Genomic DNA, 25,985 nt, shown 5'->3' with positions numbered 1-25,985 from the left:
TTGCATGACTGAAACCAGCGCCATCTCTGGCGCGTCCGGCGCCTCGGCGGTCTCCGCCGGGGCGTCTTCTGCCGACAGCCGCTCATTGGCGGTCGGCGCCGCTGTTCACGCCATGGCCGAACTGGCCGGCGCGGTCCTGCCTGATCCGGCGGACAGTCTGGATCGCGGCGTGGCCCTGTCTCAGGTCTGGGCCGAGCAGGGCCAGCAGGGCGGGGCGGTGGTCGGCGGCGACATGCGCGTGCTGGCCGCACAGACCGGCCAGGCGGTCGCGGCGCGGCTGAGCGCCGTCTCTCCGATCGAAACGGGCCGCATCGACCGCGCCCTGACCGATTTCGTGCGCGCGGTTCAGGATCACGCCCGCGCGACGCCGCACCTGACCGCGCCCTCCATGGTCGAGCCGATGCTGCGCGCCCTGGCGGCGGGCCTGGCGCGTGAAGAAGGCCCCGCCGCCGCCCGCGACAGCGCCGTCGAGCAGTTCGCCCGCATGGTGGACGCTGCGACCGCTTCACTGGAGCGGCGCTGAGGCAGATCCCTTGAAAAGCAAACCCCGCGGACCGAAGTCCGCGGGGTTCCACACTGAACCGCAGGTGAAGTTCAGCGCGTCGGCGTTGGGCCGAGGGCGATGCGCGGGCTGCCGGGCTCGCTGGTTTCAGAGGCGCCGCCCAGGGCTTCGGCCAATCCGCTCAACACGCCGGTCAGCAGCCAGGCGCCCAGGACGCCGCGCAGAGCGTCGCTGAAGGCCTGAAGCGCCTCGGGCAGGCCGGCGTTGCCGATCTTGGTCAGGTTGAAGTCTTCCTGGCTGACGGCGTCGCCGGTGATGCCGCTGGTCCAGCCCGATCTGACGGCGTCGTCCTCGCGGATGGTCAGGCCGTCGCGATAGGCGGCGTCGATGGCGTAGCCGTTGTTGCTCATGCTGATGTTCAGGTCGCCCAGCTGGTTCTGGCTGACGCCGTCGATGATCATGGCCTGGTCGCCGCGCGTGATGACCAGCTGGCTGGTGACGGTGGCGTTGGGGTTGTTGCCGAAGGGCTCGGTGTTGACGGTGATCTTAGTCCCGTTCTCGAGCTCCAGGGTCATGGTGTCCCAGAAGTCGCCGACGTGCTGGCCGTTGTAGTTGAAGTGCGGATCGCCCCAGATCTGGGTGACGTTGCCGTCGGCGTCGCGCACCACGAACTCGGAGTTGGCCTCGTTGATCTCCAGCGTATAGCCGTCGCCCAGGTCCACCGTGGCCTTGCCGTCCTGTGGCATGGAGGCCGAGAAGGCGGGGGCGGCGGGCTGGAAGGCGCCGTTGAGCATCACGCCCAACTGGAAGCCCATCTGGGCGAAGTTGGCCGCCGTGGCCATACGGTCGGCCACCGCGCCGAGCGCGAGCGTCCCGACGGCGGTGGAGAAGGCGGTGTTGATGTTGGTCATCGCGTGCGGCCCCAAGTTGATCGTGCTGATCGACATCGGACCACGCGGGGGCGGGGCTTCACAGTCGGGACGGTTCCCATCAGGGACGACCCTAGCTTCCTAGCCCGAGCGCCGCCCCATCGCCTTCAACACCTCCAGAACCGTGTCGTGGCGGCCCATGATCTCGTTCAGCAGGGTCTGCACCAGGCCGGTCATCATGATCAGGATGATCAGCGTCGCCAGCCACGCCTTGATAGACAGCGACAGGGAGAAGACGTTCAACTGCGGCGCATAGCGGTTGACCAGGCCCAGGGCGCCGTCGGTGACGAACAGCACCACCAGAACCGGCGAGGCGAACAGCACGGCCAGCGTCATCAGCCGCGTGAACTCGCCCTCGAACAGGCTGAGGCTGCTCATGGTCAGCACCGGCGTCAGGCTGCCGATGGGCCAGATGACGAAGCTGTCCAGTATGGTGCCGACCAGCAGCAGCAGGCCGCCCGAGAACATGAAGACGAAGTTGGCCAGCCGCCCCAGGAACTCGCCGTTCAGCGAGGTCTGATGCCCGCTGAGCGGGTCCACCACCTGGGCCATGGTGGCTCCGACCTTGGTGTCGATGATCTGGCCGGCGGCCTCGAACGCCCAGAGCATGGTGGCGAAGAAGAAGCCGATGACCACCCCGACCAGAGCCTCCTTGCCGAACAGCAGGATCCATTGAACCGTCGGCAGGGTCATCTGGGCCACCTGCGGCTGCATGGTCAGCACCGCCAGGCCGAACACCAGGAAGATTGAGTTGCGGACCATCGCCGGCACCGTCTGCGGCGACAGCAGCGGCATCAGCAGGAAGGTCGTCGCCACCCGCGTGGTCGACACCGCCACCAGGATGGCGTTGTCGAACAGACTGTCCAGACCCTCGAACACCTAGCGGCGCACCAGGGCCGGAAACTCGGTGAAGATGCGGTCGCTGAACTGATACAGCGAGCCGCCGATCAGCGCCGCCGTGGCGAACAGGGTCAGCACGATGGCGAAGAATTTGGCCGTATACTGCAGGGTCTGTTCCTGAAGCTGCGTCGCCGACTGGATCACCGCCACGATCAGGCCGACGATGGAGGCGGCGATGATCGGCGGGGCCGACAGGAACAGGACGAGCCAGAGCGCCTGATTGACGAGCTCGATGGCCTGGGCGTTCATCATGGGGCGCTCTCCTAGACGTAACTGAGCACAAGGCCGTGGGACAGCTTCACCCACCCGTCGATCAGCACGAACAAGAGCAGTTTGAACGGTAGGGAGACTGTGGTCGGCGACAGCATCATCATCCCCATCGCCAACAGTATGTTGGACACCACTAGGTCTATGATCAGGAAGGGCAGGAAGATCAGGAAGCCGATCTGGAAGGCCGTCGCCAGCTCCGACACGGTGAAGGCGGGCACGACGACCAGGAAGTCCCGCGCGGTGATCTCGGCGCGCTTTTCAGGCGTGGAGATGCGCTGGGCGGTGCGCAGGAAGAAGGCGCGCTCGCGCTCGGACGAGTGCTTGATCAGGAAGTCGCGCAGCGGCTCCTTGGCGCTGTCGGCATAGGCGAACAACTGCTGAGTGTCGCTGAGGGCGGCGGTGGGCGGCATGTGGTTGGTGGCTTCGGCCATGCGCTGGCCGACCGGGAACATGACGTAGAGCGTCAGGATCAGCGCCATGCCGTTCAGCACGATGTTCGGCGGCACCTGCTGCAGGCCCAGGGCGTTGCGCAGCAGGGACAGCACCACCACGATCTTGGTGAAGGACGTCACCATCACCGCCACGAAGGGCGCGAGCGCCAGCAGGATGACGGTGACGAGCGCCGAACCCGGCGAGAACTGGGACAGGTCCATGTCAGACGGCCTCCTTCGGGTCGGCGACGGCGTCGATCAGCACGGCGTAGGCCTCGCCCAGGGACACCAGACGGCCGCGCGCGAAGGCCTGGCCGGCGCTGCGCAGGGTGACGCGCATCTCGGCGTCCAGTCCGGTCAGGGGCAGGACGGCGCCGGGGCGCAGCTCGGTCAGGGTCTTCAGCGGCGCGGCGGTCTCGCCCAGATCGACCGTCACGGCGATCGGCGTGTCAGCCCCCGGCGTCAGTCCATGCTCGTCTTCGGCAGGCGGGGCGGCGGCCTCGGTCATGCGGCTTTCCTTGCGTTGATGGGTGAAGTTTCGGGACGCGGGGGCGAACAGGCCGACGACCGTCCCGCCGGGAATCGACAGGCGCGCGGACCAGGCTCTCTCCGGAGCGGGGATCAGCAACAGGTCGCCCGCGCGCAGGCTCGACAGATCGTCGGGCGACAGTCGTGGCCCCTCGATGAGCAGACGAACCGGCAGGGGCAGGTTCAGCCCCGGCGGCTGATCGCCGACACGGCGCAGGCGCAGGGCCAGGGCGGGCGGCAGGGACAGGCGCGCCTCATTCAAAGTGCGCTCGCCGTCGCTGAGGCGGACCTCGACGTGCGCCGCCTCGGGGGCGTCCGAACGCACGCCGACCGGCGTCAGCGCTTCGGCGCCGGCATCCTCCAGCGCCGCCAGCAGCGGCTCCAGCGTCGAGATGGCGGCCAGCAAAGCGGCGTGGTCGCCGTTCTCGAAGGCCGCGCCGTCGATCGTCAGGGGCGCGACGCGGACGGGGCCGTGCGGCGTGGCGAAGGCGACCTGCTCGCCGACGAAGGTCTCGTCGTGATCGGGGATCAGAACGCTGGCGCGCAGTCCGTCCAAAACTAGACCGTCCAGGGCGGCGACGACGGCGGCGCGTGCGCGTGCGGTCGGCTCGTCCAGCTGGGGCGGGCGCGCGGGCGCGAGCGAGGAGGGCAGGGCGTCCAGGGCCACGCTCACGCCTCCTCGGCCTGGCCGGACACCGCCATGCGGACCAGATGGGTCAGGGTCGGCGCCTCCATCTTGGTCATGATGCGGGCGCGGTGCAGTTCGACCGTCTTGGGGCTGATGCCCAGGTCATAGGCGATGACCTTGTTGTAGGAACCGGCCACGACCAGATTCATGACCTCGCGTTCACGCGCGGTCAGGCGAGACAACCTTTCCTGATAGGCGAGGGACAGCGGAGAAGCGGTTGTTTCGTCTTCTGTTTCCGATTGCGTGGTGCGGAAGGCCAGGGCGATGGCCTCTTCCAGCGCCTTCTCCTGAAAGGGTTTCTCCAGGAAGGTGACGGCGCCGCGCCGCATGGCCTCGACCGCCAGGGGCACGTCGCCGTGGCCGGTCATGAAGATCACCGGCTGGTCCAGTCCACGCTCGCGCGCCGCCTCCATCAGCTCCAGCCCCGACATGCCCGGCATCCGCACGTCTAGCAGGAAGCAGGCGGGTTCGGCCGGGCGCTCGGTCATGGCCTCCAGAAAGGCGGCGGGCTCTTCCCAGCACTCGACCTCATAGCCCAGGCTTTCCAGCCACCAGGCGGCGGACTGGCGGAACTCGGCGTGGTCGTCGACCAGGCAGATGCGGCCGGACGGCCCGTCAGCCGGTGTTGCGACGGCGCTCATGGGCGGGCCTCCTCGGTCGGGGTTTCGGCCGCGGCCAGCGGCAGGGCGATGTGAAAGACGCTGCCGCCCGTCTCGCCGGGCGTGAACCACAGGCGGCCGCGATGCAGTTCGATGATCGAGCGGCAGATGCCTAGGCCGACGCCCATGCCGCCGCTGCGGGTGCTGAAGAAGGGCGAGAAGACGCGGGCGGACGCCTCTTCCGGCACGCCCGGCCCGGTGTCGGTCAGGGTCAGCTCGATTTGGCGCGCGTCCAGGCTGTGGCGCGCCTCTATGGTCAGTTCGCGCCGGGGCAGGTCGACGCCGCGCATGGCGTCCAGGGCGTTGCGCGCCAGATTGACCAGCACCTGCTGGATCATGATCGGATCGCCCAGGACGGCGGGCAGGTCCGGCGGCGTGGCGGCGCGCGCCGTCACCCGGTCGCGGGTGATCTCCCAGTCCAGCAGATCCAGGGTGTTGCGAGCCAGGCGGGCCAGATCCAGCCGCTGCACCTGGGGTTGGCGTTGATCGACGAAGGTGCGGACGCGCTGGATGACGCCCGAGGCGTAGAGGGCTTGCTCGGTTGCGCGGTCCAGGGCCTCGGCGCCGGTCTCAACCGTCAGGGCGCCGCGTTGCAGCCGCGCCTTCAGCCCGCGCAGAATGTTGGCGATGGAGCCGATCGGCTGGTTCAGTTCATGGGCGATCATGGTGGCCATCTCGCCCACCGACAGCACGCGCGAGGTGGTCAGCAGTTCCTCACGGTCGGCCAGGTGACGCTGCTGGGCCTCCTGCCGCTCGGCGGCGTCGGACAGCTCCAGGAAGACCAAGCTGTCGGACAGGGCCAGGCGGGCGTCATGCACCCGGCGGCCGCCCGGCTGGACGATCAGGGCGTCCGAGGAGCCCTCGCGCCGGGCCGCCGCGATCGCCTCGGACAGGCCGGGCAGGCGGGTTTCGACGACCGGCAGGGCCTCGCCCTCGCGCCACTCGGGGAAGGCGGCGGCGAAGGCGGGGGAGCGCCAGGTCAGGCCGCGCGCGTCAAAGGCGGCGGCGCAGATGTTCAGCGTCGAGAGTGCGGCGTCGGTCCATTGCGGCGCGTCGAGCGGGCGAAGGGCGACGGTCATCGGCGCGCCTCCGGTCCGCAGGCGGCTAGGGAAGTCCCGCATGGCGAGGGCCCGTCGATGCGCCTAGATTGGCGGCCTAGCGTGGAGCGTTCCACGTCGAGGAGACCGCCATGACCACGATCCGCACCGACAACGCGCCCCTGTCCGGCGTCTGGTCGCGCGATCTGTCGGCCTCGACGCCGCTGGGCGCCGAAGCGCGGGCTCACGGTCGCGGCGGTCAGGCCTTCGGCGACTTCACCGCCTTCGCCGGCGACGATGTGCGCGTGCGGGTGTCGGACCGGCTGGACATGGACGTGGCCGCCCGCGTCATCGCCGATCATCTGACCGAAACCCGCGACAACGGCTTCGGCTGAGGCTATGCCTCGGTCATCGTGACCGATCTCGTTCTCAAGGCTGAACCCGACTGGGCCGGCGCGGCCCAGGCCCTGATCGACGGCTTGCATGGCCAGTCGACGCCCGATGCGCGCGTCACCGTGCTGCAGCGCGTCTGCGACGGTCTGGGCGAGGCGCTCTATCCCGGCTTTGTCAAACTGCTGGCCGCCGTGGCGCGCTTCGGCGACGAGGAGGCGCGGCGTCTGGCCGCCGACGCCCTGGCCCGCGCCCTGACGACCGATCGCCTGCCCGCCACGCGCCTGCCGGCTTGGGGCGCGGCGGCCTTTTCGAGCCTGTCCGGTCCCGGCGGGGGGCTGATGACCAACGCCCGCAGCGTGGGGCCGCTGGAGTTCCTGTGCGTCTGGCTGACCCGCGACGTGGTGGGTCAGCCGCTGGAGGACGAGGCGTTCGAGCGCGCGGCCGCCCTGGTGCTGACCCTGATCCAGACCTCGCCCGAGGCGGCGCGCCTCTATGCTGGAAAGCTGGCGGCGGACGCCGATAGCCCGACCGAAGGACTGCATAATCGCCAGAGTCGCCGTTTGGTGCGGTTGACCGCCGAGGGGCTGGCGGCGGGCCGCGCTCCAGCCGAGACGGCGCGCGCCGTGCTGGACGCCGCCCGCGCCGATCGCGACCAGGGCCGCTGGGATTTCACGCCGCGCTGAGATCATGGCTCACCGCACCCCGTCCGGCGGGCGATGCTCGCTGTCGGGATCGGCGGGGGCGACGCGCACCTCGGACACGACCACGCCGCGCGCCTCCAGCCGACGACGCATCAGCTCCAGCGCGCGCTCCAGCTCGGGCGTCGGCCGTTGGTGCGCGGCCAGTTGCAGCGTCAGGCCGCCGTCGGCCAGCCGCATGACCCCGAACCCGGCCAGGGCCAGGGTCCGGTCGGTGAACTGCACCTGCATCCCCTTGGCGGCGTCGGCCTGAGCGGCCAGCCAGGCCTTCTCCATCATCGACGCCATGGCTTCGACGTCGCCGGTGTAGCCGGCGACGGCGGCGGGGCCGCCCTGGACGCCGTTCAGGCCGGTCGCGCCTGCGACATTCAACTGGCCCTCGGCCTTGTCCGCCTTGTCGTCGGCCTTTGTCTCTTCGCGACGCGCGTCGTCGGGGCGGTCGCGGACGGGTTCGGCGTCTTCGTCACGGCGGGCGACGCGGGGCTGGCGCTCGCCCGATTCGAGCGCATGGCGCCGCGCGGCGGCCTGATCCAGGGCGGCCTCGAAGGCGCCGCCGCTCCAGGCCGAGGGGGCGGGACTGGCGGACCGTGCGGCGGGCGCGGACCGGGCGGGGGCGGAGTTGTTCACGGCGTCGGCCATCAGGCGCAGCCTCCCATAAGCAGTTGCAGGTGCGGGCGGCCCCGTTCCTCGAAATCGAGCTGTTCCTGGTCCTCGCGGCGTCCGGCGCGCAGGGCCACGGCGCGACGAAGTTGGCCGTCGACGGCGTCGTGGCGGGCCGTGGCGCGCATCAGGGCCCGCAGGGCCTGATCCCGCTCGGCCTGAGCGGCCTCGACCGCGCTTTGGTTCTCGGCGCGGGCTTCCGTCTCAGCCTCGCGACGGTCGGCGATCAGGCCGCGTCGCGACAGGGCGCCTTCGATCAGACGCGCGTCGCCGCCCCCGCCCGAGGCGAACCATTCGTCCAGGGTTTCGATGTGGCGGCCCAGGGAGGCGATGGACTCCTCGCGCGCCTGCAACGCCGCCTGCGCCCGCGCCAGGGCGTCCTGGGCGACGGCGACCAGACGGCGCGCGGCCTCGACCCTCTGCGCCCGCAGTCGGGCCAGACGCCGCAGCAGGGTGATGCGGTCGCGCCCGCTCATGACGCCGCCTCAGCCAGTTGGGCCAGGGCCGCCTCGGCCGCGACGCCTTCATGCGCGCCTTGCTGCAACAGGGCGCGAAGGGCGGGCATCCGCTGCACGGCCTCGTCGGCCAGGGGGTCGCCGCCGGGCTTGTACTCGCCGATCTGCAGCAGGAACTCGATCTCGGCGTATTTGGCCAGCCAGGCGCGGACCTTGCCCGCCGCCGCCTGATGCTCGGGCGAGGTCACGCGCGGGAAGACGCGGCTCAGGCTCGTCAGAGGGTCGATGGCCGGATAGTGGTTCGCCTGCGCCAGCTTGCGCGACAGATAGACGTGGCCGTCCAGGATGGAGCGGACCTCCTCGCCGATCGGGTCGCCGCCTTCCTCGTCCTCGATCAGCACGGTGTAGAAGGCGGTGATGGAGCCGCCCTCGATCGCGCCCGCCCGTTCGAACAGTCGAGGCAGTTCGGCGAAGACCGACGGCGGAAAGCCGCGCCGCACGGCCGGTTCGCCGACCGACAGGCCGATCTCGCGCAGCGCGCGGGCGAAGCGGGTGACGGAGTCCATCTGCAGCATGACGCGCAGGCCCTGGGCGCGGAAACCTTCGGCGATGGCGGTGGCGGCGTGGGCGGCGCGGACGCGCTCCATCGCCGGGCGGTCTGAGGTGGCGACCACCACGACCGAGCGGGCCAGGCCCTCCGATCCCAAGCTGTCGTCGAGGAACTCGCGCACCTCGCGCCCGCGCTCGCCGATCAGGGCGATGACGTTGACGTCGGCGGCGCAGTGGCGGGCGAACATTCCCATCAGGGTCGACTTGCCGCCGCCCGCCATGGCGAAGACGCCGACCCTTTGGCCCACGCCGACGCTCAGCAGCGTATCGACCGCGCGCACGCCGGTCGGGAACAGGGCACTGATCGGCGGTCGGGCCAGCGGATTGGGCGCGTCGGCATAGACGTCGCGCAGGGCGACCGGTCCCGCGATGGGGCCCAGGCCGTCCAGCGGGCGGCCGAAGGCGTCGATGACCCGGCCCAGCAGGCCGGGGCCGCTGGGGACTTCCGTCCGGTCGTCGGCGGCGATGACCTCGGCTTCGGGGCCGAGGCCGTTCAGGCTGGTCAGGGGCGTCAGTATGGCTGCGCCGTCGCTCAGGCCCACGACCTCGGCCTTGACCACGGGGCCGCCGGCGGGGTCGTGGATCTCGACCTGCTGGCCGATGCGGGCGTTCAGTCCGGTGGCGCGCACCGTGGTGCCGAAGGCCTGAACGACCCGACCGCGCCGGTCCAGGGTGCGGGCGCGGCGCAGGGCGTCGTGCAGGCGCAGTTCGACGGCGTCGTGGCTCATGCGGCGCGCCCCCGCTCAAAGGCGCGCTCAAGGGCGGCCAGCTGGACTTCAAGTCCGGCGTGGCTGCGTCCGGCGGCGGTCTCGATGACGCAGTCGCCGGGGGCCAGGGCGTCGTCAGGCCGCACCTCGATCGCCGCGCCGATGGGCCACAGCCGGGTGGAGACGGCGCCGACGCCGTCGGGCGCGACGTGAACCACGACCGGCGCCTCGGGCAGGACGTCCTTCACCGCCCGCTCGGCCAGGGCCGCCAGCACGGCCTCGGGCGCCAGTTCGGCGGCGATGCGGCGCACCACATCCAGCGCTAGGCGTCCGGCGGTCTCGCGCAGGCGCTCGCGTTCGGCCTCCATCTCGCGGTGCAGACGGGCGGCGCGTTCAGCCACGTCGCGGGCGGCGGCGGTCAGCCCGGCTTCATAGCCGGCGGCGTAGCCGTCGGCGCGGCCCGCTTCGCCCTCAGAAGCGCGATGGGCTTCGACTTCGGCCAGCCGCGCCTGGGCCTGAGCCACAAGTTCCACCGCCGTCTCCACGACGGCGTGCTCCTCGCGGCGAATAACGGGGCTGTCGGTCAGCAGGGCCGCGTCGGGCGCGGCGGCGATCAGGTGAAAGCTCATGCGGCGACCCCGCAGAGGGGCAGGGCCAGACGGCGCGCGGCCTCGGCTTGGTGGGCGTCGAGGCGCAGCAGGGGCGGAGCCAGGCCGTCGGCCAGGCGTCGGGCCGTCTCGCCCGACAGACCGGCCAGCAGGGCGGCGGCGCCCAGACCTTCCAGCGCCTCGGCGTCCAGCGCGCCGACCGGCGGCGTCTCGGGCCGCTGGGCAGGGGGCATGGCCAGAACGGCGTCCAGCGCGCCTTCGCCGATGCTGCGTCCGACGACGCCGAGCATCCGTCCGTCGATGCTGGTCGCCAGCCGCTCGGCCAGAAGCACGGCGCCGCAGGTCGCAGCCAGGCGGCGGCGCTCGTTCAGGGGCAGGGCCGACCATGCGGGCGCCTTCAGGATGGCGGCGTAGTCCATCGGCGCGCGCGGCGGCGTCAGGCGGCGAGCCAGGGCGCGCGCGCGCGGCGAGCGCGCGGCGTCATCCGCGCCGTCCAGGGCGCGGGCCCGGCGCCACAGGGCGGCGCGTTCGGTCTTGACGGCGCCCGACGTCAAGCCTCGCCTCGCTTGGCGTCGGCCTTGGCGCGCGGCTTGGGTCGCCGATAGAGGCCGTAGATGCCCAGTCCCGCCGCGCCCAGGATCAGCACGCCCAGCGGCAAGCTGAGCTGGGTGACGGCCGGGGCTTGCGGCTGGGTCAGGACTTCGGACGCCGGGAAGGCGACGACCGTGACCTTGTCGTAAGGCAGGCCCTCGATCGAGTTGACCACCAGGGCCTTGATCGAACCTGTCTGGGCCGAGATGTCGTAGTCGGGCCGATGCTTGATGAAGACCGAGGCGGAGGAGGGCGGCTTCTCCTGTGCCAGAGGATCGCTTTCCGGCACGGCGATGTGGACGCGCGCCTGCACCACCCCGTCGATGGAGGAGATGGTCTGACCCAGCTCCTGCTGCAGCGCGTACATCATGCGCATCCGCTGCTCCATCGGCGAGGAGACGAAGCCCTCCTTCTGGAAGACCTCGCCCATGCTGGCGAAGTTCTGGCGCGGATAGCCCCGGTCGTGCAGCAGGGCGACGGCGCGAGAGAAGTCGCCGCGGTCCGCCTTCAGCACCCAATTGTCGCCGTCGCGGGTCTTGGAGGCGTCCAGCCCCTGAGCCTTGAGCACGGCGACCATCTCATTGGCGTCGCGTTCCGTCAGGCCGCCGTAAAGCTCCTGCTGGCCGCAGGCGGCGAGCAGGAGGGCTGCGCCCGCGAGGGCGGCGAGCGATCGGATTCGCATGACCGCCTCCCTCAGGACTGTTGCCGGAACAGCTGCTGCAGGCCGTCCGAGGTGCGGTTGGCCATGTTGGAGGTGAGCTGGCAGTTGAACATGAACTCGTGCGCGCGGACGGTCATCATGACCATCTCGCCCGGCGTCATGCCGCCGGCCTTGCCTTCGGCGGCCTGGGCCAGGGCGGCGAGGTCCGAGGCCTGACCGTTCACCTGCTCCAGGGCGCCCATCATGGTCTTCATGACGCCGTTGGGCTCGGTCGGGGCGGCCGGAGCCGACAGGGGCGTGACGTGCAGCAGGTTCTGGAACTGCACCGCCTGACTGAGGGTGGCGTTGTAGGCGACGTCGATCTGCTGCGTCTGGGGTTGCAGCATCTCGGGCGGCATGGCCGCTGCGGCGGCCGAAGCTTCGAAGGACATAAGCCCCTCCTGTTGAAATGAAGGGCTCAGTTCTTGCGAGCCATGGTCTCCAGCGCCTTGCCGACGGAGTCGGTCGAGGTGGAGGAGGAGTTGGCCATGAAGTTCATGCGCATCGACTCGGCGGTCAGCATGGCCATGGTCGAGGGCTTGTCCTCGCCGCCCGGTCCGATCTGTTCGGACAGTTCGACGATGCGGCCGGCCTGGGCGTCCAGGGTCTGACCCCACGAATGGGCCATGGCCTCGAACCAGGAGCCGGGGCGCGCCTTGTCGCGCTCGCTGTTCAGGCCGGGCGAGACGGCCAGCATTCCGAGGCCGTTCAGACTTTGGGATGACATGGGAATTCTCCTTTTGGGCTGGGGTCAGAAGTTGAGTTCGGAACGGGAGCCGTTGCGCTCGACCAGGACGCGGGTGTCCTCGATCGAGACGATGCGGTGGCCGGTCGGCAGGACGGCGCCGGGGAAGTAGCGGGCGCCGTCGGCGGTGGTGACGTGGCCGCGCTCGCCGCCGATTACCGACACCACCCGCTTCCCGCCGCCCTGTTGAATGTCCTCGAAGCGGCCGCCCTCGTCGGCGCCCGGCAGCAGGCTGACGTCGATGCGACGCAGGCCCTTGACCTCGCCCATGGCCAGTCGCTCCAGACGGGCGGCTTCGTCAGGGTCGCTGCCGGTGACGTCCAGGCGCACCATGCCCGCGCCGACCGAGCGCGCGGCCGCCCTCACCCCGTTGGCGAGGTAGAGCTCCTCGACCTGGCGGGCGATGCCGTCGTGAGTCTGAAGCTCCAGGCGGGGGCGCCATTCGCGGGCCGCCAGGACGCGCTGCAGGCGCACGCGTTCGGCGTCCGAGGTCAGCATTCCCTCGATGCGCAGGTCGCCGGCCTCGGTCTTGATGACGACCAGCTTGTCGAAGCCTTCCTCCGACAGGACGGCCTGAACCTTGGCGGGCTTGGGCTGCGACTTGGGCCAGGCGGGGATGCCCGAACTGATGGCGAAAAGGGCCGAGATGGTGACCACGGCGATCAGCAGCACCGGAACGAACTTGGCCGAGCGCGACACCAGGGCGTTGGTGTTGTTCAGTAGATACTGCCAGTTGCGGCCGTCGTCGGCCGGTGCCGCGTCCTCATCGCCGTCATCGTCCGGCAAGGGGCGGGCGGCGGCCAGGATGCGCTCGGCCTCGCTCCAGCGCGGGCTTTCGGCCTCGCCGATGGCGACGGCGTTGTCGCCGATCAGCAGCGGCAGATAGAGGGGCAGGATGGCCTGGGCCGGGGCGGTCAGCTCATGCCCCAGCAAGGTCACGGCGCCGGAGGTCAGGTCCAGGTCGGCGGCGTCCGCCCGCGCCTTCAGCGTCAGCCGCACTCCCTCGGCGCTGGCGTCGCGCAGCACGATGTCGGCGTCCAGGTCATGACCCAGGGCGATGACGCGGCCCCGTTCCAGAGGCGCCGAGGCGCCGCGCACGCGCCCGGCCAGGACGCGAAGGACCAGGCTTTCGATCTCGGGTGCGGCGACGGCGTCGGCGGGCATGGCGGATCAGTCCTTGGCCGGTTCATAGGGGGTGAAGCCGGGGGGAGGCGCTTCGCGCACGGCGACGGCGGGCGTAGCGGCCGGGGCGGGCAGGGGGTCGTTCGGCGCCGAACCCTGGTTGAAGCCCATGCGCGATCCGCCCTTGGGCAGGGCCGGGGCGGCGGGCAGGGGCTGGGTTTCGGGCGAGCCGGGCATTGCGCCGAAGTCGAGACGCGGCGCAGGCGCTTCCTCGCCGATGGAGGCCAGGCGCGGCGTGATCAGGAACAGGCGCTCGATCCGGCCCGTCGAACGCTCCGAGCGACGGAACAGCAGGCCCACAGCCGGGATGTCGCCCAGCACCGGCACCTTGGTCACAGCGTTGACGTCCTGCTGCACCACCATGCCGCCCAGCAGCAGGCTTTGGCCTTCCAGGATCATGGCCTGGGTGTTCAGGGCCGCACGTTGCACGACCGGGATGTCGTCGACATCGGCGTCGGTCAGGGAGCCGTCCTCGATCTGGATCTGCATCCGGATGCGGGTCTGGTTCTGGTCGCGCAGGACGTGGGGCGTGACCTTCAGCGTGGTCCCGGCGGTGACGTTGTAGAGATCGACGTCCCGCTCGCCTTCCAGGCCGACGTAGAAGCTGCGGGTGTTCTCGAACAGGGCCTGGACGTTCGACAGGGTGACGATCTGCGGCCGCGAGACGATGCGGGCGACGCCTTCATCCTCCATCGCCGTGATGCGCGAGACGAAGTAGTCCCCGTTGCCGATGATGGTCGAGATGGCCAGGCCGTTGTTGCGCGGGGTGATGTCCTGGCCGCGACGCAGGCGGTCGTCGTTGCGTGTGCCGTCGCCGAACAGCACTCCGCCGCGCCCGTCGTCGAAGCGCCAGCTGATGCCCAGCTGACGGGCGCGGGTGGTGTCGATGTCGATGATGGTGGCCTGGATCTCGAGAAGCTGCGGCTCCTTGTCCAGGGCGGCGATCAGCGCCTCATAGGCGCCCATGCGGTCGGCCGTGTCGCGCACGATGACGGCGTTCAGGCGCGTGTCGGCCTGGATGCGCGCATGCTGGACCGGCGCGCCGCCCGCCATCTGCTCATCCGCCAGCGCCAGACCGAGCGTGTCCGGCGTGGGGGTGAAGCCGCCGTCGACATAGCTGGCGTCCATCAGTCCGTTCTGCGCCGCGCCCTGCGACGCCAGGCCCTGACCGCGCAGGCCCCCGACGCGCGGCGAGCGTCGCGTCTCGATGCGGCGGGCGACGGCGCCGTTCGGGTCGTTGCTGACCATGGCGCGCAGGATGGAGGCGACGCCTGGAATGGTGACTTCGCTCTGGGCCGTCTCGAAGGTCACGTCCTCGGCCCAGGCGTAGCGCAGGGTGAAGACGCGATACTCATAGGTCGGTTGGGCGGCTTCGGCGCGGGCGCCGGGGCCGGCCCGGGCGATCTCGTCGATCTGCTGGATGAAGCGGCGGGTGCCGTTGGCGATCAGCATCTGCCCGGCGGGCTGAAGGGTGTTGCGGCTGTCCAGCAGGCCCATTTCCTGCGCCGTGGCGCGCACGCGGCGCAGCATTTGCGGCGAGGCGGGGATCGACTGACTGGTCAGTTCGGAGGTCTGATAGATGTAGACCGCCCCGCCGTCGTAATAGGCCACCAGGTCGAAGGCGTCCGCCACCTGGCTGAAGATGGTCGAGGCCGGGCCGCTGAAGGCGCCGTTCACCGTCCCTCGCAGGTTGGGGCTGATGATCACCGGCACGCCCAGCTGGCCGAAGAAGCTTTGCAGGAACTGACCCACCGGCTGTTCGCGCGGGGCGATCTGCAGGGTCTGGTTGCCGATCGGCGGGTCGCCCGCCGCAGCGGGCGCGGACAGGCCGAGCAGCGTGGCCAGGGAAGCCATGGCCAGGAGGGCGGTCTTGAAGCTCTTGCGGGCGGTCGGCGTCTTGATCGTCATGCAGGGTCCGTCGTTTCAGGCCGCAGCGGCCGTGGAGGCGGGGGGAGCGGAGGGGGCGGGAATAGCCGCCGGCGTCGCCGCGTCGAGGTCGGGCAGGGCGACCCGGCCGACGATCTCGAGCTTCAGGCTGGGCAGCAGTTCGTGGAACGACAGGGCGGGGGTGTCGAACAGCTCGGGCTCGACCAGCTTGCGGATGTGACGGCGCAGGTCGATGGCGGCCAGCACGGCGTCGGCGTCGGTGTCGCGCACCGTCTTCTGCACGGCCTCGATGATCTGGCGGGCCATGTCCGGTTCCAGCGCCAGCTGCTGACCGGCGCCGCCGACGCGGATGGATTCGCGCAGGTGCTTCTCCAGCGCGGGCTCCAGCACGGCGGCCTTCAGCACGCCGTCGGGGGCGTAGCGGTGGCTGATCTGGCGACGCAGGGCCACGCGGGCGAACTCGGTCAGGGCCAGCGGATCCTTCTCGCGCTGACCGGCGTCGGCCAGGGATTCCAGGATGTCGCGCAGGTTTCGCAGCGGCACCTCTTCCTCGGCCAGGCGACGCATGATCTCGGCGATGCGGGCCAGGGGCAGGGCGCGCGCGACCTCCTTGACCACTTCGGGATAGCTCTCTCCGGCGCGGTTCAGCAGGGTCGACGCCTCCTGGATGCCGATGAACATCCCTGCGTTGCGGCGCAGCAGCCCGCGCACGCCGGCCAAGGTCGTATCCAGCGCATCCTGGGCCGGGCCGGGATCGCCCGCGCCCAAAGGGGCCTCGAACGCCATCAGCCGCCAGCGGTCCGCCGCCTCGGCCGGGCCGTAGCGCACCGTCACGCGCGGCAGGGCCACGCCCAGCGAGGCCTCGAACTCGTCCAGCAGGGTCTCCAGGGCGGCGGTCAGGCGCTCCGGATCGGTCGCGCGCAGGGCGCGGCCGTCGATCTCGAGCATCAGGGGCGTCATGGCGGCGCCTTCCGTCGGGCGTGTCTGGGTCGAGGCGATGGGACCGTCGGCTTCGGCGGCGGCGCGGCCGGTCAGGGCCTTGACCCTGCGCCCGGCCGACTTGCGCCAACGCGGCTCGATCATGACCGAGGCGGTCATGGCGACCGCGCCCAGCAGCAGGAAGACCACGGTCGGAAAACCGGGCACCAGGGCCAGCAGCCAGCACATGCCGCCCGCCACCAGGAAGACCTTCGGCTGGGCCGATAACTGGCGATGCATCGAGGCGCCCAGGTGGGCGTCGGTCTCGGAATCGCTGCCGCGCGTTACCAGCAGGCCCGCGGACATGGCCGCCAGCAGGGCCGGGATCTGCATCACCATGCCGTCGCCGATGGTCAGTATGGAGTATTTCTGGACCGCCGCGCCGAAATCCATGCCGTTCTGCAGCATGCCCACGGCCAGACCGCCCAGCAGGTTGATCACCACGATGATGATCCCGGCGATGGCGTCGCCCTTCACGAACTTCATCGCGCCGTCGAGATTGCCGTTCAGCTTGCTCTCCATCTCGAGCAGGCGGCGACGGCGCTTGGCCTCGTCCTTGTCGATCAGGCCCGAGCGCAGATCGGAATCGATCGACAGCTGCTTGCCCGGCATGGCGTCCAGGCTGAAGCGGGCGGCGACCTCGGCCACCCGTTCGGCGCCCTTGGCGATGACGATGAACTGCACGACGGTGATGATCAGGAAGACCACCAGGCCGACGACCAGATTACCGCCCGCCACCATGTTGCCGAAGGTGTTGATGATCGCCCCGGCGTGGCCTTCCAGCAGGATCATCCGCGTCGTCGCGATCGACAGCGCCAGCCGGAACAGGGTCGTGATCAGCAGCAGGCTGGGGAAGACCGAGATGTCGACGATCGAGGCGATGTAGATCGACACCAGCAGCATCACCACGCCCGCGCTGATGTTGATCGCCACCAGGGCGTCGATCGCCAGCGACGGCAGGGGCATGATCATCATGGCGATGATCGCCGCCACCCCCGCCACCAGAAACAGGTCCGAGTAGCGACCGACGCCTCCGCCGTTATGGCGCAGGCCCAGCAGTTTCAGCGGGCTGGCGAAGGACATGGACGCGCCTTGTGGCTGCCGGCGGATCAGGCCGAACGGGAGATCGGTGAGAATTATCGGAAGGAGGAGCGGCGGGCGGTGAGGAGCTGGTCGTAGCGAGCCATGACCTTGCGGACGTAGTCCTGGGTCTCGCGGTAGGGCGGGATGTTGCGGCCGTAACGCTGCACGGCGCCTTCGCCGGCGTTGTAGGCGGCCAGCACCAGGCGCAGGTCGTTGCCGAACAGGCCCTGCAACGTCTTCAGGTAGCGCGAGGCGGCGCGAATGTTGGTTTCCGGTTCGTGCAGCCGCATCTCGTCGGCGACGCCGAAGCGACGGCCGGTGGCGGGCATCACCTGCATCAGGCCGCGAGCGCCGACGGGCGAGCGGGCGTTCGGGTCGTCAGCGGATTCCACGCTGATGATCGCCTGCAGGAGGGCCGGGTCGATGTCGTGTTCGCGCGCCGCCGCTGTGATCAGATCGCCGTGCGGAGTCCTGTTGCGATGCGGTCCCGCGCCGGTCGTGACACTTTCCGACCTGTAAAAAGCAACGGTTTCTGAGGAACCGATCACCTCGGTCGGCGACTCATTGTCGTAGATCAGCAGTTGCTGCGCCGCCTGAACCTCTCGCGGGGCGTGTGCAGAACAAGGCGTTGATCCGACCGCTCCGCTTCCCAGCGCCAGGGAAAACTGGCTGACGGAAGCGGCTGAAGCGACCAACTGCGGCGAGGTGACGCTACAGTCTTCCGCAATTGCGGAATGATTCCATGCAGTAATAACAAGTATTACTGTGCCGGTTACCGAGCAAAATTGTCTCACTTCGTATTTCGCCCGAAGCTATGTGAATTTCGATCTTGTGTGACAGCGATATTATTGCTCATGAATGTTGTCAACGAGATCGGTAATGAAAATTTTTGCCAGTAAGGTTAACCCTAGCTTGCTTTTTTTCTGAAGCGGTCAGGGTTCGGATAAAGTGTAAGCTTGACCATAAGCTTTGCCGTTTCTGTATTCGGCAAAGCTTGTTTTTGATGTTTTTCATCCCTGTTCGATGAAGCGGAGCGCGCGTGGCGGAGAAGAACGACGGCGGCGACAAGACAGAGCGGCCGACACCGAAACGGCTTCAGGACGCGCGCAAGAAGGGCGACGTCGCCAAGAGCAAGGACATCGGCTCCACCGCCGTGCTGCTGGCCTGGCTGCTGGTCGGCCTAATGCTGGCGGGGGCGGTGTTCGCGAATTTCGCCGCCCTGTTCGACGATGTATTCCGCGTGATGGACCAGCCGTTCGGCGACGCCTTCGAACAGGTCGCCTGGTCGGCGGCGCGGCGGTTCGTCTATCTGACGGCGCTGTTGCTGCTGCCGGTGGCCCTGTTCGCGTCGCTGATGGAGTTCCTGCAGACCGGGCCGGTCTTCACCCTCGAGAAGATGACGCCCAAGCTGGATCATCTGAACCCCGGCGAGGGGCTGAAGCGGATGTTCAACACCGACAACCTGTTCGAGGTGGCGAAGTCGCTGGTGAAGACGGCCTTGCTGCTGGGGCTGGCGGGGCTGATCCTATTCGGCCAGTTCGATCGCATCCTGCGCCTGCCGGCGGCGCAGCCGGGCGAGGTGCTGGGTGCGTTCGGCGCGGCGGGCTTTCACCTGCTGGGCTGGACCCTGGTGGTGTTCGTCTTTGTCGCCATCCTGGATTCGGCCTACCAGCGCTTCAGCTTCATGAAACGGCTGCGGATGAGCCGACGCGATATCCGCCAGGAGGCGAAGGACATGGAGGGGGATCCCACGGTCAAGGCGCGCCGCCGCGAACTGGCTCAGGAGTGGGCTCAATCCAGCGCCGTCGGGTCCGTGCGCGGCGCGGCGGCCCTGGTGGTCAATCCGACCCATATCGCCGTGTCCCTGGCCTATGATCCCGGCGAGCACGTCGTGCCCGTGGTGGCGGGCAAGGGCGACGGCCTGATCGCCCGCGCCATGCGCGGCATGGCCGAGCGCGAAGGGGTGCCGATCATCCGCAACGTTCCCCTGGCCCGCGCCCTGCACGAACAGGTGCCGGTCGAGGCCGTGGTGCCCGAGGACATGTTCGCCGCCGTCGCCGAGGTGATCCTGACGGCGCGCCGCTTGCGCGATGAAGCAGCGCGCGGCGAGACGCTCGACCCCGTCGATCTGACCGACGAGCTCGAAGGTCAGGGCGCAGATCCGGGCGAGGGCGCTGCGGTTGAAGCCGCTCCTGTCCGCAACGGTCCTCTCTTTCCCGCCATGCCCGACGACGGCGTGGCTTCCTCTCCGGAGACGCAATGACGCCGTTCGCCTTGTTGATGGACTTTCTGACCGTCCTGGTCGCGCTCGCCCTGGTGCTGGGGTTGGCCTTCTTCTCGATCCGCATGTTGAAGAAGGTCCAGAGCGGGGCGCCCAGCGGCGATGAGATACGCTTCATCCGTTCCCTGCCGTTGGGTGCGCGCGAGCGGGCGACCGTGGTGGTCTGGCGCGACGAGGTGCTGTTGCTGGGCGTCACGGCGGGCGGGATCACCGTTCTGGACCGTCGCGCCCGCACGGCCGAAGAGATCGCCGAGGATGCCGCCCGCGCCGAGGCCGCGAGCGTCCAGACAGCGGCGGTCGCCGCCCGCGTCCCGCCGCGTCTGCGTCGTTGGCTAGGGAAGTCCCTAGCTGGGGAACGGCCTGACTACCGAGGATAAGGGGCGGGTGGTTTCGTGAGGTCGTCGGGTTTCCGGGCGAGGCGCCTGGCCGGCGAACCGGAAACGCACACCATTCGGAGGAAAGATCATGTTCGGCATCGGCGGCGGCGGATTCAATATCGGCAGCCTCATCAGCCAGGCGGCCCTGGCGGTCGCGACGGGCGGCACCTCGGCTCTGGTTCAGGCGGCTCTGACCCAGGTCGTGTCGTCCATCGGCCAGCAGGTCCTGCAACAGGTCGGTCAGGCTCTGGGCCTTCCGCAGTCGGTGATCGATCTGTCGATCGGCGCTTTCGCAGCAGCGACGGGCAACACGGGAGGCGCCTTCCAGAGCATCGGCGAATCCGCGGCGGGCCTGGCGCAGGCCACGGGCGGCGGCGCCTTCGAAGCCGGCGGCATCGAGCGTCAGATGAACGACATCGTTCAGGATCTGGTCGACAAGACCCTGGAGAAGGCCCGCACCGGCGGCCGCGATGAAGAAGGCAACGCCGTCCCCGGCGGCCTGAACGGCAAGAGCTTCATGCTGCGCCTGGCGCTGGCGCTGGGCAGCGTCCTGGACGCCAAGATGGAGCGCATGGCCGAGATCGGCGAGAAGATCGACGCCGAAAGCCAGAAGAAGAAGCCGAAGATGGGCAGCCTGTCTGCCGAAATGACGGCCGTCGGCAAGGAGTTGGATTTCGTGTCCCAAGCGCTGAACAACGCCCTGAAGTCGATCGGCGAATCCGCTTCGACCCTGGCTCGCAAGCAGGGATAAAGCCGGAAAGGCTGATTTGTGGAACGGCGGGCGAAACCTTCGCCCGCCGTTGTGCTTTTGAGGAATGAGCGTTTTTCAAAGTGATGGAGAGGCGGAGATGAGCGGCAAGCAGGTGTTTCTGGCGGGAGCGGTCGCAGCGGTTCTGCTCTGCGCGTCCCAGACTCAGGCTCAGGACTACGCCTTCCAGGGCTTCGCGACGGCGGACGCGATGAACCAGATGCACGCCGCCATGCGCGACAACATGATGGAGTCGTCCTCTCAGGCGCGTGCTCCCGCGCGAGGCGGAGTGGCGGCTGGAGTGGCGGCATCGGGCCGTCGCGCCGCCGCCTCCGCCCGCACCACATATCAGTCGTCGCCGGCCATCACGCAGCGCGTCAAACGCCAATTCGCGGACTTTGTCCGCTCGACAGGCGGCGACGGGGCGGGAATCGCGGCGGCGATGGATCAGCAGGACTTCTTCGCCCGCTGGGGACAGCACGTTTCACAATACGGCTTGCGTCGCGGCGATGTGGCGGACGCCATGACGGCCTACTGGATGCTGAACTGGCAGATCGCCAACGATGTAAGATCCGTCAGCAGGGCTCAGGTCCAGAGCGTTCAGTCGCAAGTTCGCGCCATGATGGGCGACAATCGTTCCTTTACAGACCTGAATGACGCGCAGAAGCAGGAGATGGCGGAGGTTCTCATCCTCAACTTCATCGCTCAGAGCGTCGCCTATGAAGACGCCATGCGGGACAATGACGCGACGATGCAGCGTCGCCTGCAGAACGCGGCGACGACGCGGTTCCAGAATGAGATGAAGGTCGATCTGCGCCAATTGCGACTGACCGGAAACGGGTTCGTAGCCGCTTCTTGAAAGGGGCAGGGCGGGCGCCCGAAGGCCAAACCCTCGTCTGAGAATATGCGGAGCGGTCTCTCTCCGGACCTTATGGTCTATGGGGCGGCTGGATTGGCGACCGTAGCCCTCGCCGTTGCGGCGATTGGCGCGGCCTTGCTTCGGCGACGGTAGGGTGAGGCAGGGACGCCCGGAGGACGGGCCCGGCGCTCACTCGGGAGATCCGGTCCTGCGGTAGAAGCCGTCGATATCGGATCCCATGCCGCAGAAACGGGCTGCGGCTCCGCCATCCTGAACGAACGCGCCCTCCGGCCCCATGCGGACTTGAATAACCGGTGCGTCCGCCCCGATGTCGGCGGCGGTGATCACGTTCAGTTCGCCCTCGAACGGAACCACGCGCGCAGCGATGACGTCCTCTCGGTTCTGCAGCCCGACCGCCTGAAGTTCACAGTCGGCGGCGGTCGCGGGGCCATTCGGCACGCCTCCGGCCCGGAAGGCGACGCGCCAGCCGGCGCTCTCGCGATTCAGGGTCATGGTCGCGTCCGCCGGTTCGTCGCGCTTGAACAAGGCGTCGTCGTCGGCGCCGGAGGCCGGCGCTGTATCCGTCATGACTCGAGGCGCGGCTTGCGAAGCTTCAACTACAGGCTTCTCGTTGGGAGCGCTGTCGGGGGACGGGCTGCAGGCCGTCAAACCGAGGAGAGCGATGGCGGCGGCGGCGGACAGGAAGTGCATGAAATCCTCGCAAAATCGACGCGTTAGGCAAGGAAGCATATCCAGAAATGAGCAACGGACAATATGCGGCGTGGTGCTCCGGTGCTCGATGCGCGTCGTAAACCCCAGTGCTGGGTTGAGGCTTCGAGGAGACGTGCGGCAGAGTTGGTGTGAGCGTTCCTGAATCGTCAGACCCCAACTCGCTGAATTCCATAGAACTGCAGGTTCCTGGTTCATTGGAATCCAATCGGCAAGACTTCTGGCTAACGGCGCTCGGCCAGAAGTCGTCGCCGCTGTTCTTCGGAGAGAGACATGGATGCCCGCACCTCCAGCGTTCCTAGTCCTAGGACGGGTATGTTACATCGCCAGTGTTCGACAGGAGCCACGGATTGGATCGTGCCAAGCGGCGCAAAACCCATATGGGCAACCATATCTGCATGACTAAGCCTCGCTTGCGTGGGAACGACCTTAGCCGTTGCGGACGACAAAATTGGTCACGGCCCTCAGGGCCTTGGGCGGAGAGCGCGATACAACATGCTACAGGAAACGCCCAAGGTAGCTGCGATCTCAGCCATCGTCTGATCGGGATGCCGCATCAGACGCCGCGCTTGAGTCAGTTGTCTCGGTGAAAGGGCAGGGGGGCGCCCGCCCATCCGGCCTCGGGCGCGGGCAGCGGCTAAACCGGCCATTGTGCGTTCCCGGGTCAGATCGCGCTCCATTTCAGCTAGAGCCGCCATCATATGGAAGAAGAACCTTCCAGCGGGCGTGGTCGTGTCGATGCTATCAGTCAGGCTTCGAAACTCGATGCTTTCCTAGTTCAGCTTGGCGACGAGCTGACGCACCGTGCATCCAAGGCGATCAAGCTTCCACACAACCAGAGTGTCGCCTGAACGGAGGTGAGACAGAGCGGCGGCCAACCCAGGACGGTCCAGTCTGCTGCCGCCCAGCTTGTCAGAGAATATGCGGTCGCAGCCGGCCGCACTTAACGCGTCCGCCTGGAGCTCCAAATTCTGCTCATCAGTCGAGACTCTCGCGTAACCCAAGAGTATTTGCGTCAAAACCCGTTAGTGTGACGTCCGTTGAGACGCTGATTTCGCAACAGGTTACTGCAACACGACCGGCATAGAAATCCTGCCAGAGTGATCTGTACCGACTGTCATGTATCAGAAACAGTCATTTATGACGCAGCTGATTAGGTCTGTTTCTGACTCAAAGCAGTGCTTCGGAAGGTCCGCTTTCTGCATCATGCGGGTGTCCGCTGGAGCAACCCCTCAGCATACGCGCGACCGTGCGGGTGAAATTGTTTGGCCCTGACCGAGCCGCTACCGATAACGGGATGTCGCTCCTTCGGGCTGTTGGCGGTTTCTCTAGTCTCGCAGGGCATCAGCCTGTCTCTGTAGCGCCCTAGCAATCCGTTCAGCTTGGCGCTGGTGCTGGAAGGGCGTTGTGCGGGCCTCGCCCAAGGTCACGCACCAACCCTCGCCTGACGCGACGACCCGGTATTGGCGGGGCAATGCGGGATGCATCGGACACCCCTCGATGTAACCGGTCATCATGGGCGACGCTCTCCGGCGGCGCCGGCTGGGCGCACGCCGAAAGCGAGGCCGACGAGCGTCATAGTCATCCTCCAGACGTCAGGGGCGATGACTTTGACGGGCGTGCCGGTCAACGACTGCCGAAGAAGGCTGCAGCGGCTCATGTGTCGAGTTCCTTTCCCCGCCATGAAAGCCTGACCGGCCATAATCGGGCGATGCTGTTTGGAAGCTTCGGCGTAAGGGCCGCGTAAGGGGCTCTTTACGCGCGCCTTATGCCGGGGGCTGTGTTCCGCATGGCTCCCTTATGCCTCCAGGGCGTCTCCTCCGGCACTCAGTCGAGCTGGAGGTGTCGGCATGGCCGATGTGATTTTTCTGGCGATCGGCGGCGGGGCCTTTCTGGCCTTCGCCGCTCTCGCCGCTGCGTTGAAGAGGTTGTGACATGTGGCTGAACGTCCTGTGGGGCGCCGGAGCCCTCGTCATCGCCGGCTACATGGTCGCGGCCCTGCTGCGTCCCGAGCGGTTCTGAACGGAGCCGCCTTCTCATGAACATTCAAGGATGGGCGGAGATCGCCCTGACCCTCGGCCTGGCCGTTGTGCTCGGCTGGCCGATCGGGGTCTATATGTCGCGCGTCTGGAACGGCGAGCGGACCTGGCTGGACCCGGTGCTGAAGCCGGTCGAGGGCCTGTTCTATCGGGCCGCAGGGGTTGATGCGGCACGCAGTCAGGGCTGGCTGGGCTATGCTGGGGCGCTGTTGGCGTTCAACTTGGCGGGCTTTCTGCTGCTCTATGGAATGCTGCGCCTGCAGGGCGTGCTGCCGATGAACCCGCAGGGGTTCGGCGGCCTTAGCCCGCATCTGGCCTTCAACACCGCCGTCAGCTTCGTCACCAATACCAACTGGCAGAGCTATGGCGGGGAAACCACCGTCTCGACCTTCAGCCAGATGGTCGGGCTGACGGTGCAGAACTTCGTCTCGGCGGCCACCGGCGCGACCATTGTGGCGGCGCTGGCGCGCGCTTTTCTGGCCGATCGCGGCGAGGGCGTCGGCAACTTCTGGGCCGACCTGACACGCACCAGCCTCTATGTCCTGCTGCCCATCGCCTTCATCGTCGCGGTGGTTCTGGCCGGTCTGGGCGTGGTGCAGTCGCTGGCGGCCTCGGCGCAGGCGACGACGCTGGAGGGCGGATCGCAGACGATCAGCCTGTTCCCGACCGCCAGCCAGCTGGCCATCAAGCAGTTGGGCATCAACGGCGGCGGCGTGTTCGGCGTCAACTCGGCGCACCCGCTGGAGAACCCGACCCCGTTGACCAATCTGATCACGGCGATCAGCGTGAACGTCCTGGGCTGGGCGGCCTTCTTCGCCTTCGGCCGCAGCGTCATGGCCAAAAAGGACGTGCGCGCCCTGGTCGTGGCGGCGGTTCTGTTGCTGAGCGCGGCGGGATCGGCCCTCTATGTCGTCGAGAGCCAGCCGGCGCCCGCCCTGGTCGCGGCCAGCGTGGATACGTCCGCCGGGAACATGGAGGGCAAGGAGGTCCGCTTCGGCGTGCCGTCGTCCGTCGCTTGGGCGGCCCAGACGACCGGCGCCTCGAACGGCTCGGTCAACTCCATGCACGCCAGCTATATGCCGCTGGGCGGAGCGGTGACGATGTTCCTGATGCAGTTGGGCGAGATCCTGCCTGGCGGGATCGGTTCGGGCGTCGCGGTCATAGTGCTGATGGCTATGCTGGCGGTCTTCGTGGCGGGCCTGATGGTCGGCCGCACGCCTGAATATCTGGGCAAGAAGATCGAGGCGCGCGAGATCCAGTTCGCAATGCTGGTGGTGCTGGTCGTGCCGTTGTCGGTGCTGGGCTTTTCAGCGGTTGCGGCGGTCCTGCCTGACGCGCTGGCCAGCCTGCTGAACAAGGGGCCGCATGGCCTGTCCGAGATCCTCTACGCCTACACATCGGCGACGGGGAACAACGGCTCGGCCTTCGCCGGATTGAGCGCCAACACGCCATGGTGGAACACCACCCTGGGTCTGGCCATGCTGTTGGGCCGGTTCGTGCCGGCTGTCGCAGTTCTGGCCGTGGCGGGGGCGCTGGTCGCCAAGCCGCGTCTGGCGCCGTCGGTCGGCACCTTGCCCACGCATGGCCCGCTGTTCATCGGCCTGTTGATCGGGGTGATCCTGATCCTTGGCGGCCTGCAGTTCTTCCCAGCCCTCTCTCTGGGTCCGATCGGGGAGCATTTCGACATGCTCCAGATTGTGGCCCGGTTCTGA

At 68.4% G+C, this 25,985-nt stretch carries 29 protein-coding genes and 1 pseudogene; 9 read left to right on the top strand and 21 right to left on the bottom strand.

What is annotated here, in order from left to right; translation table 11 throughout:
- Positions 1–4 precede the first annotated feature (4 nt).
- Positions 5–523, top strand: coding sequence for a hypothetical protein (locus V8J38_RS08895; RefSeq protein WP_338575051.1), 519 nt, complete (start codon positions 5–7; stop codon positions 521–523).
- A 71-nt stretch (positions 524–594) separates the two neighbouring features.
- Here the strand turns inward: V8J38_RS08895 and V8J38_RS08890 are convergent, their stop codons facing one another.
- From V8J38_RS08890 to V8J38_RS08860, 7 genes are all read right to left on the bottom strand, one after another.
- A complete protein-coding gene (locus tag V8J38_RS08890; RefSeq protein WP_338575049.1) occupies positions 595–1,413 on the bottom strand; it encodes a DUF1521 domain-containing protein in 819 nt (272 codons plus the stop codon).
- 99 nt (positions 1,414–1,512) lie between these two features.
- Complete coding sequence (gene sctT / locus V8J38_RS08885) at positions 1,513–2,310, bottom strand: type III secretion system export apparatus subunit SctT (RefSeq protein WP_087139975.1); 798 nt, start codon at positions 2,308–2,310, stop codon at positions 1,513–1,515.
- On the bottom strand, positions 2,311–2,583 hold the full coding sequence (sctS, locus tag V8J38_RS08880; RefSeq protein ID WP_003164547.1) for a type III secretion system export apparatus subunit SctS: 273 nt from the start codon (positions 2,581–2,583) through the stop codon (positions 2,311–2,313).
- 11 nt (positions 2,584–2,594) lie between these two features.
- Complete coding sequence (sctR, locus tag V8J38_RS08875) at positions 2,595–3,254, bottom strand: type III secretion system export apparatus subunit SctR (RefSeq protein ID WP_003164548.1); 660 nt, start codon at positions 3,252–3,254, stop codon at positions 2,595–2,597.
- Position 3,255: 1 nt separating this feature from the next.
- Entirely contained in the window at positions 3,256–4,227 is a 972-nt protein-coding gene (locus tag V8J38_RS08870) for a FliM/FliN family flagellar motor switch protein (protein ID WP_338575043.1), read from the bottom strand.
- A 2-nt stretch (positions 4,228–4,229) separates the two neighbouring features.
- The gene (locus V8J38_RS08865) at positions 4,230–4,889 is read right to left on the bottom strand and encodes a response regulator transcription factor (RefSeq protein WP_338575040.1); all 660 of its coding nucleotides are present in this window, start codon (positions 4,887–4,889) and stop codon (positions 4,230–4,232) included.
- On the bottom strand, positions 4,886–5,986 hold the full coding sequence (locus V8J38_RS08860) for a sensor histidine kinase (protein WP_338575037.1): 1,101 nt from the start codon (positions 5,984–5,986) through the stop codon (positions 4,886–4,888). The genes V8J38_RS08865 and V8J38_RS08860 overlap by 4 nt, the downstream gene beginning before the upstream one ends.
- Positions 5,987–6,096: 110 nt before the next feature.
- Here V8J38_RS08860 and V8J38_RS08855 point away from each other — a divergent pair, with 110 nt between their 5' ends.
- Together V8J38_RS08855 and V8J38_RS08850 are read left to right on the top strand one after the other, a co-directional pair.
- The gene (locus V8J38_RS08855) at positions 6,097–6,339 is read left to right on the top strand and encodes a hypothetical protein (protein ID WP_087139965.1); all 243 of its coding nucleotides are present in this window, start codon (positions 6,097–6,099) and stop codon (positions 6,337–6,339) included.
- Between the two features lie 18 nt (positions 6,340–6,357).
- Positions 6,358–7,020 (top strand): hypothetical protein, encoded by a 663-nt coding sequence (locus V8J38_RS08850; protein WP_087139963.1) that lies wholly within the window; start codon positions 6,358–6,360, stop codon positions 7,018–7,020.
- A gap of 9 nt (positions 7,021–7,029) precedes the next feature.
- On the opposite strand, the gene V8J38_RS08845 is transcribed toward V8J38_RS08850, so the two are convergent.
- From V8J38_RS08845 to V8J38_RS08790, 12 genes are read right to left on the bottom strand one after another with little or no spacing between them, the layout of a single operon-like run.
- Complete coding sequence (locus V8J38_RS08845; protein WP_338575030.1) at positions 7,030–7,674, bottom strand: hypothetical protein; 645 nt, start codon at positions 7,672–7,674, stop codon at positions 7,030–7,032.
- Positions 7,674–8,171, bottom strand: a complete 498-nt coding sequence (locus V8J38_RS08840) for a hypothetical protein (protein ID WP_338575027.1) — start codon at positions 8,169–8,171, stop codon at positions 7,674–7,676. The genes V8J38_RS08845 and V8J38_RS08840 overlap by 1 nt, the downstream gene beginning before the upstream one ends.
- On the bottom strand, positions 8,168–9,487 hold the full coding sequence (locus V8J38_RS08835; protein ID WP_338575021.1) for a FliI/YscN family ATPase: 1,320 nt from the start codon (positions 9,485–9,487) through the stop codon (positions 8,168–8,170). The genes V8J38_RS08840 and V8J38_RS08835 overlap by 4 nt, the downstream gene beginning before the upstream one ends.
- Entirely contained in the window at positions 9,484–10,095 is a 612-nt protein-coding gene (locus V8J38_RS08830; RefSeq protein WP_338575019.1) for a FliH/SctL family protein, read from the bottom strand. The genes V8J38_RS08835 and V8J38_RS08830 overlap by 4 nt, the downstream gene beginning before the upstream one ends.
- Positions 10,092–10,628, bottom strand: coding sequence for a hypothetical protein (locus tag V8J38_RS08825; RefSeq protein ID WP_338575017.1), 537 nt, complete (start codon positions 10,626–10,628; stop codon positions 10,092–10,094). Before V8J38_RS08825 ends, V8J38_RS08830 begins: the two co-directional genes overlap by 4 nt.
- A complete protein-coding gene (gene sctJ, locus V8J38_RS08820) occupies positions 10,625–11,347 on the bottom strand; it encodes a type III secretion system inner membrane ring lipoprotein SctJ (RefSeq protein ID WP_003164555.1) in 723 nt (240 codons plus the stop codon). Before sctJ ends, V8J38_RS08825 begins: the two co-directional genes overlap by 4 nt.
- 11 nt (positions 11,348–11,358) lie before the next feature.
- Entirely contained in the window at positions 11,359–11,757 is a 399-nt protein-coding gene (locus V8J38_RS08815; protein WP_088411497.1) for a hypothetical protein, read from the bottom strand.
- Positions 11,758–11,783: 26 nt separating this feature from the next.
- Entirely contained in the window at positions 11,784–12,092 is a 309-nt protein-coding gene (locus V8J38_RS08810) for a hypothetical protein (RefSeq protein WP_112999251.1), read from the bottom strand.
- Between the two features lie 24 nt (positions 12,093–12,116).
- On the bottom strand, positions 12,117–13,274 hold the full coding sequence (locus V8J38_RS08805) for a SctD/MshK family protein (RefSeq protein WP_291775203.1): 1,158 nt from the start codon (positions 13,272–13,274) through the stop codon (positions 12,117–12,119).
- Positions 13,275–13,280: 6 nt separating this feature from the next.
- On the bottom strand, positions 13,281–15,200 hold the full coding sequence (gene sctC, locus V8J38_RS08800) for a type III secretion system outer membrane ring subunit SctC (protein WP_291775201.1): 1,920 nt from the start codon (positions 15,198–15,200) through the stop codon (positions 13,281–13,283).
- Between the two features lie 15 nt (positions 15,201–15,215).
- Positions 15,216–17,240 carry a flagellar biosynthesis protein FlhA gene (locus tag V8J38_RS08795; protein ID WP_338574996.1) on the bottom strand — a complete coding sequence of 675 codons (2,025 nt, stop codon included), beginning with the start codon at positions 17,238–17,240 and terminating at the stop codon, positions 15,216–15,218.
- Between the two features lie 53 nt (positions 17,241–17,293).
- Positions 17,294–17,788, bottom strand: a complete 495-nt coding sequence (locus V8J38_RS08790; RefSeq protein WP_338574994.1) for a lytic transglycosylase domain-containing protein — start codon at positions 17,786–17,788, stop codon at positions 17,294–17,296.
- Between the two features lie 491 nt (positions 17,789–18,279).
- Between V8J38_RS08790 and V8J38_RS08785 the strand changes: the two genes are divergently transcribed.
- From V8J38_RS08785 to V8J38_RS08770, 4 genes are all read left to right on the top strand, one after another.
- Positions 18,280–19,503 carry an EscU/YscU/HrcU family type III secretion system export apparatus switch protein gene (locus V8J38_RS08785; RefSeq protein WP_338574991.1) on the top strand — a complete coding sequence of 408 codons (1,224 nt, stop codon included), beginning with the start codon at positions 18,280–18,282 and terminating at the stop codon, positions 19,501–19,503.
- Positions 19,500–19,898 carry a flagellar biosynthetic protein FliO gene (locus tag V8J38_RS08780; protein WP_338574989.1) on the top strand — a complete coding sequence of 133 codons (399 nt, stop codon included), beginning with the start codon at positions 19,500–19,502 and terminating at the stop codon, positions 19,896–19,898. The genes V8J38_RS08785 and V8J38_RS08780 overlap by 4 nt, the downstream gene beginning before the upstream one ends.
- Positions 19,899–19,986: 88 nt before the next feature.
- Positions 19,987–20,649 (top strand): hypothetical protein, encoded by a 663-nt coding sequence (locus V8J38_RS08775; protein WP_087140545.1) that lies wholly within the window; start codon positions 19,987–19,989, stop codon positions 20,647–20,649.
- Between the two features lie 97 nt (positions 20,650–20,746).
- Positions 20,747–21,505 (top strand): DUF6683 family protein, encoded by a 759-nt coding sequence (locus V8J38_RS08770; RefSeq protein ID WP_338574986.1) that lies wholly within the window; start codon positions 20,747–20,749, stop codon positions 21,503–21,505.
- Positions 21,506–21,694: 189 nt separating this feature from the next.
- On the opposite strand, the gene V8J38_RS08765 is transcribed toward V8J38_RS08770, so the two are convergent.
- Both V8J38_RS08765 and V8J38_RS08760 read right to left on the bottom strand, forming a co-directional pair.
- On the bottom strand, positions 21,695–22,216 hold the full coding sequence (locus V8J38_RS08765; RefSeq protein WP_338574985.1) for a hypothetical protein: 522 nt from the start codon (positions 22,214–22,216) through the stop codon (positions 21,695–21,697).
- A gap of 482 nt (positions 22,217–22,698) precedes the next feature.
- Positions 22,699–23,244: pseudogene (locus tag V8J38_RS08760) on the bottom strand (recombinase family protein).
- 925 nt (positions 23,245–24,169) lie between these two features.
- On the opposite strand from V8J38_RS08760, the gene V8J38_RS16945 reads away from it, so the two are divergent.
- Positions 24,170–24,256 carry a potassium-transporting ATPase subunit F gene (locus V8J38_RS16945; protein ID WP_256968182.1) on the top strand — a complete coding sequence of 29 codons (87 nt, stop codon included), beginning with the start codon at positions 24,170–24,172 and terminating at the stop codon, positions 24,254–24,256.
- A 16-nt stretch (positions 24,257–24,272) separates the two neighbouring features.
- Positions 24,273–25,985 (top strand): potassium-transporting ATPase subunit KdpA, encoded by a 1,713-nt coding sequence (kdpA, locus tag V8J38_RS08755; RefSeq protein ID WP_338574983.1) that lies wholly within the window; start codon positions 24,273–24,275, stop codon positions 25,983–25,985.

The organism is Brevundimonas olei (assembly GCF_037055245.1).
Lineage (GTDB): Bacteria > Pseudomonadota > Alphaproteobacteria > Caulobacterales > Caulobacteraceae > Brevundimonas > Brevundimonas olei.
This window is presented reverse-complemented; position numbering and strand designations above follow the sequence as displayed.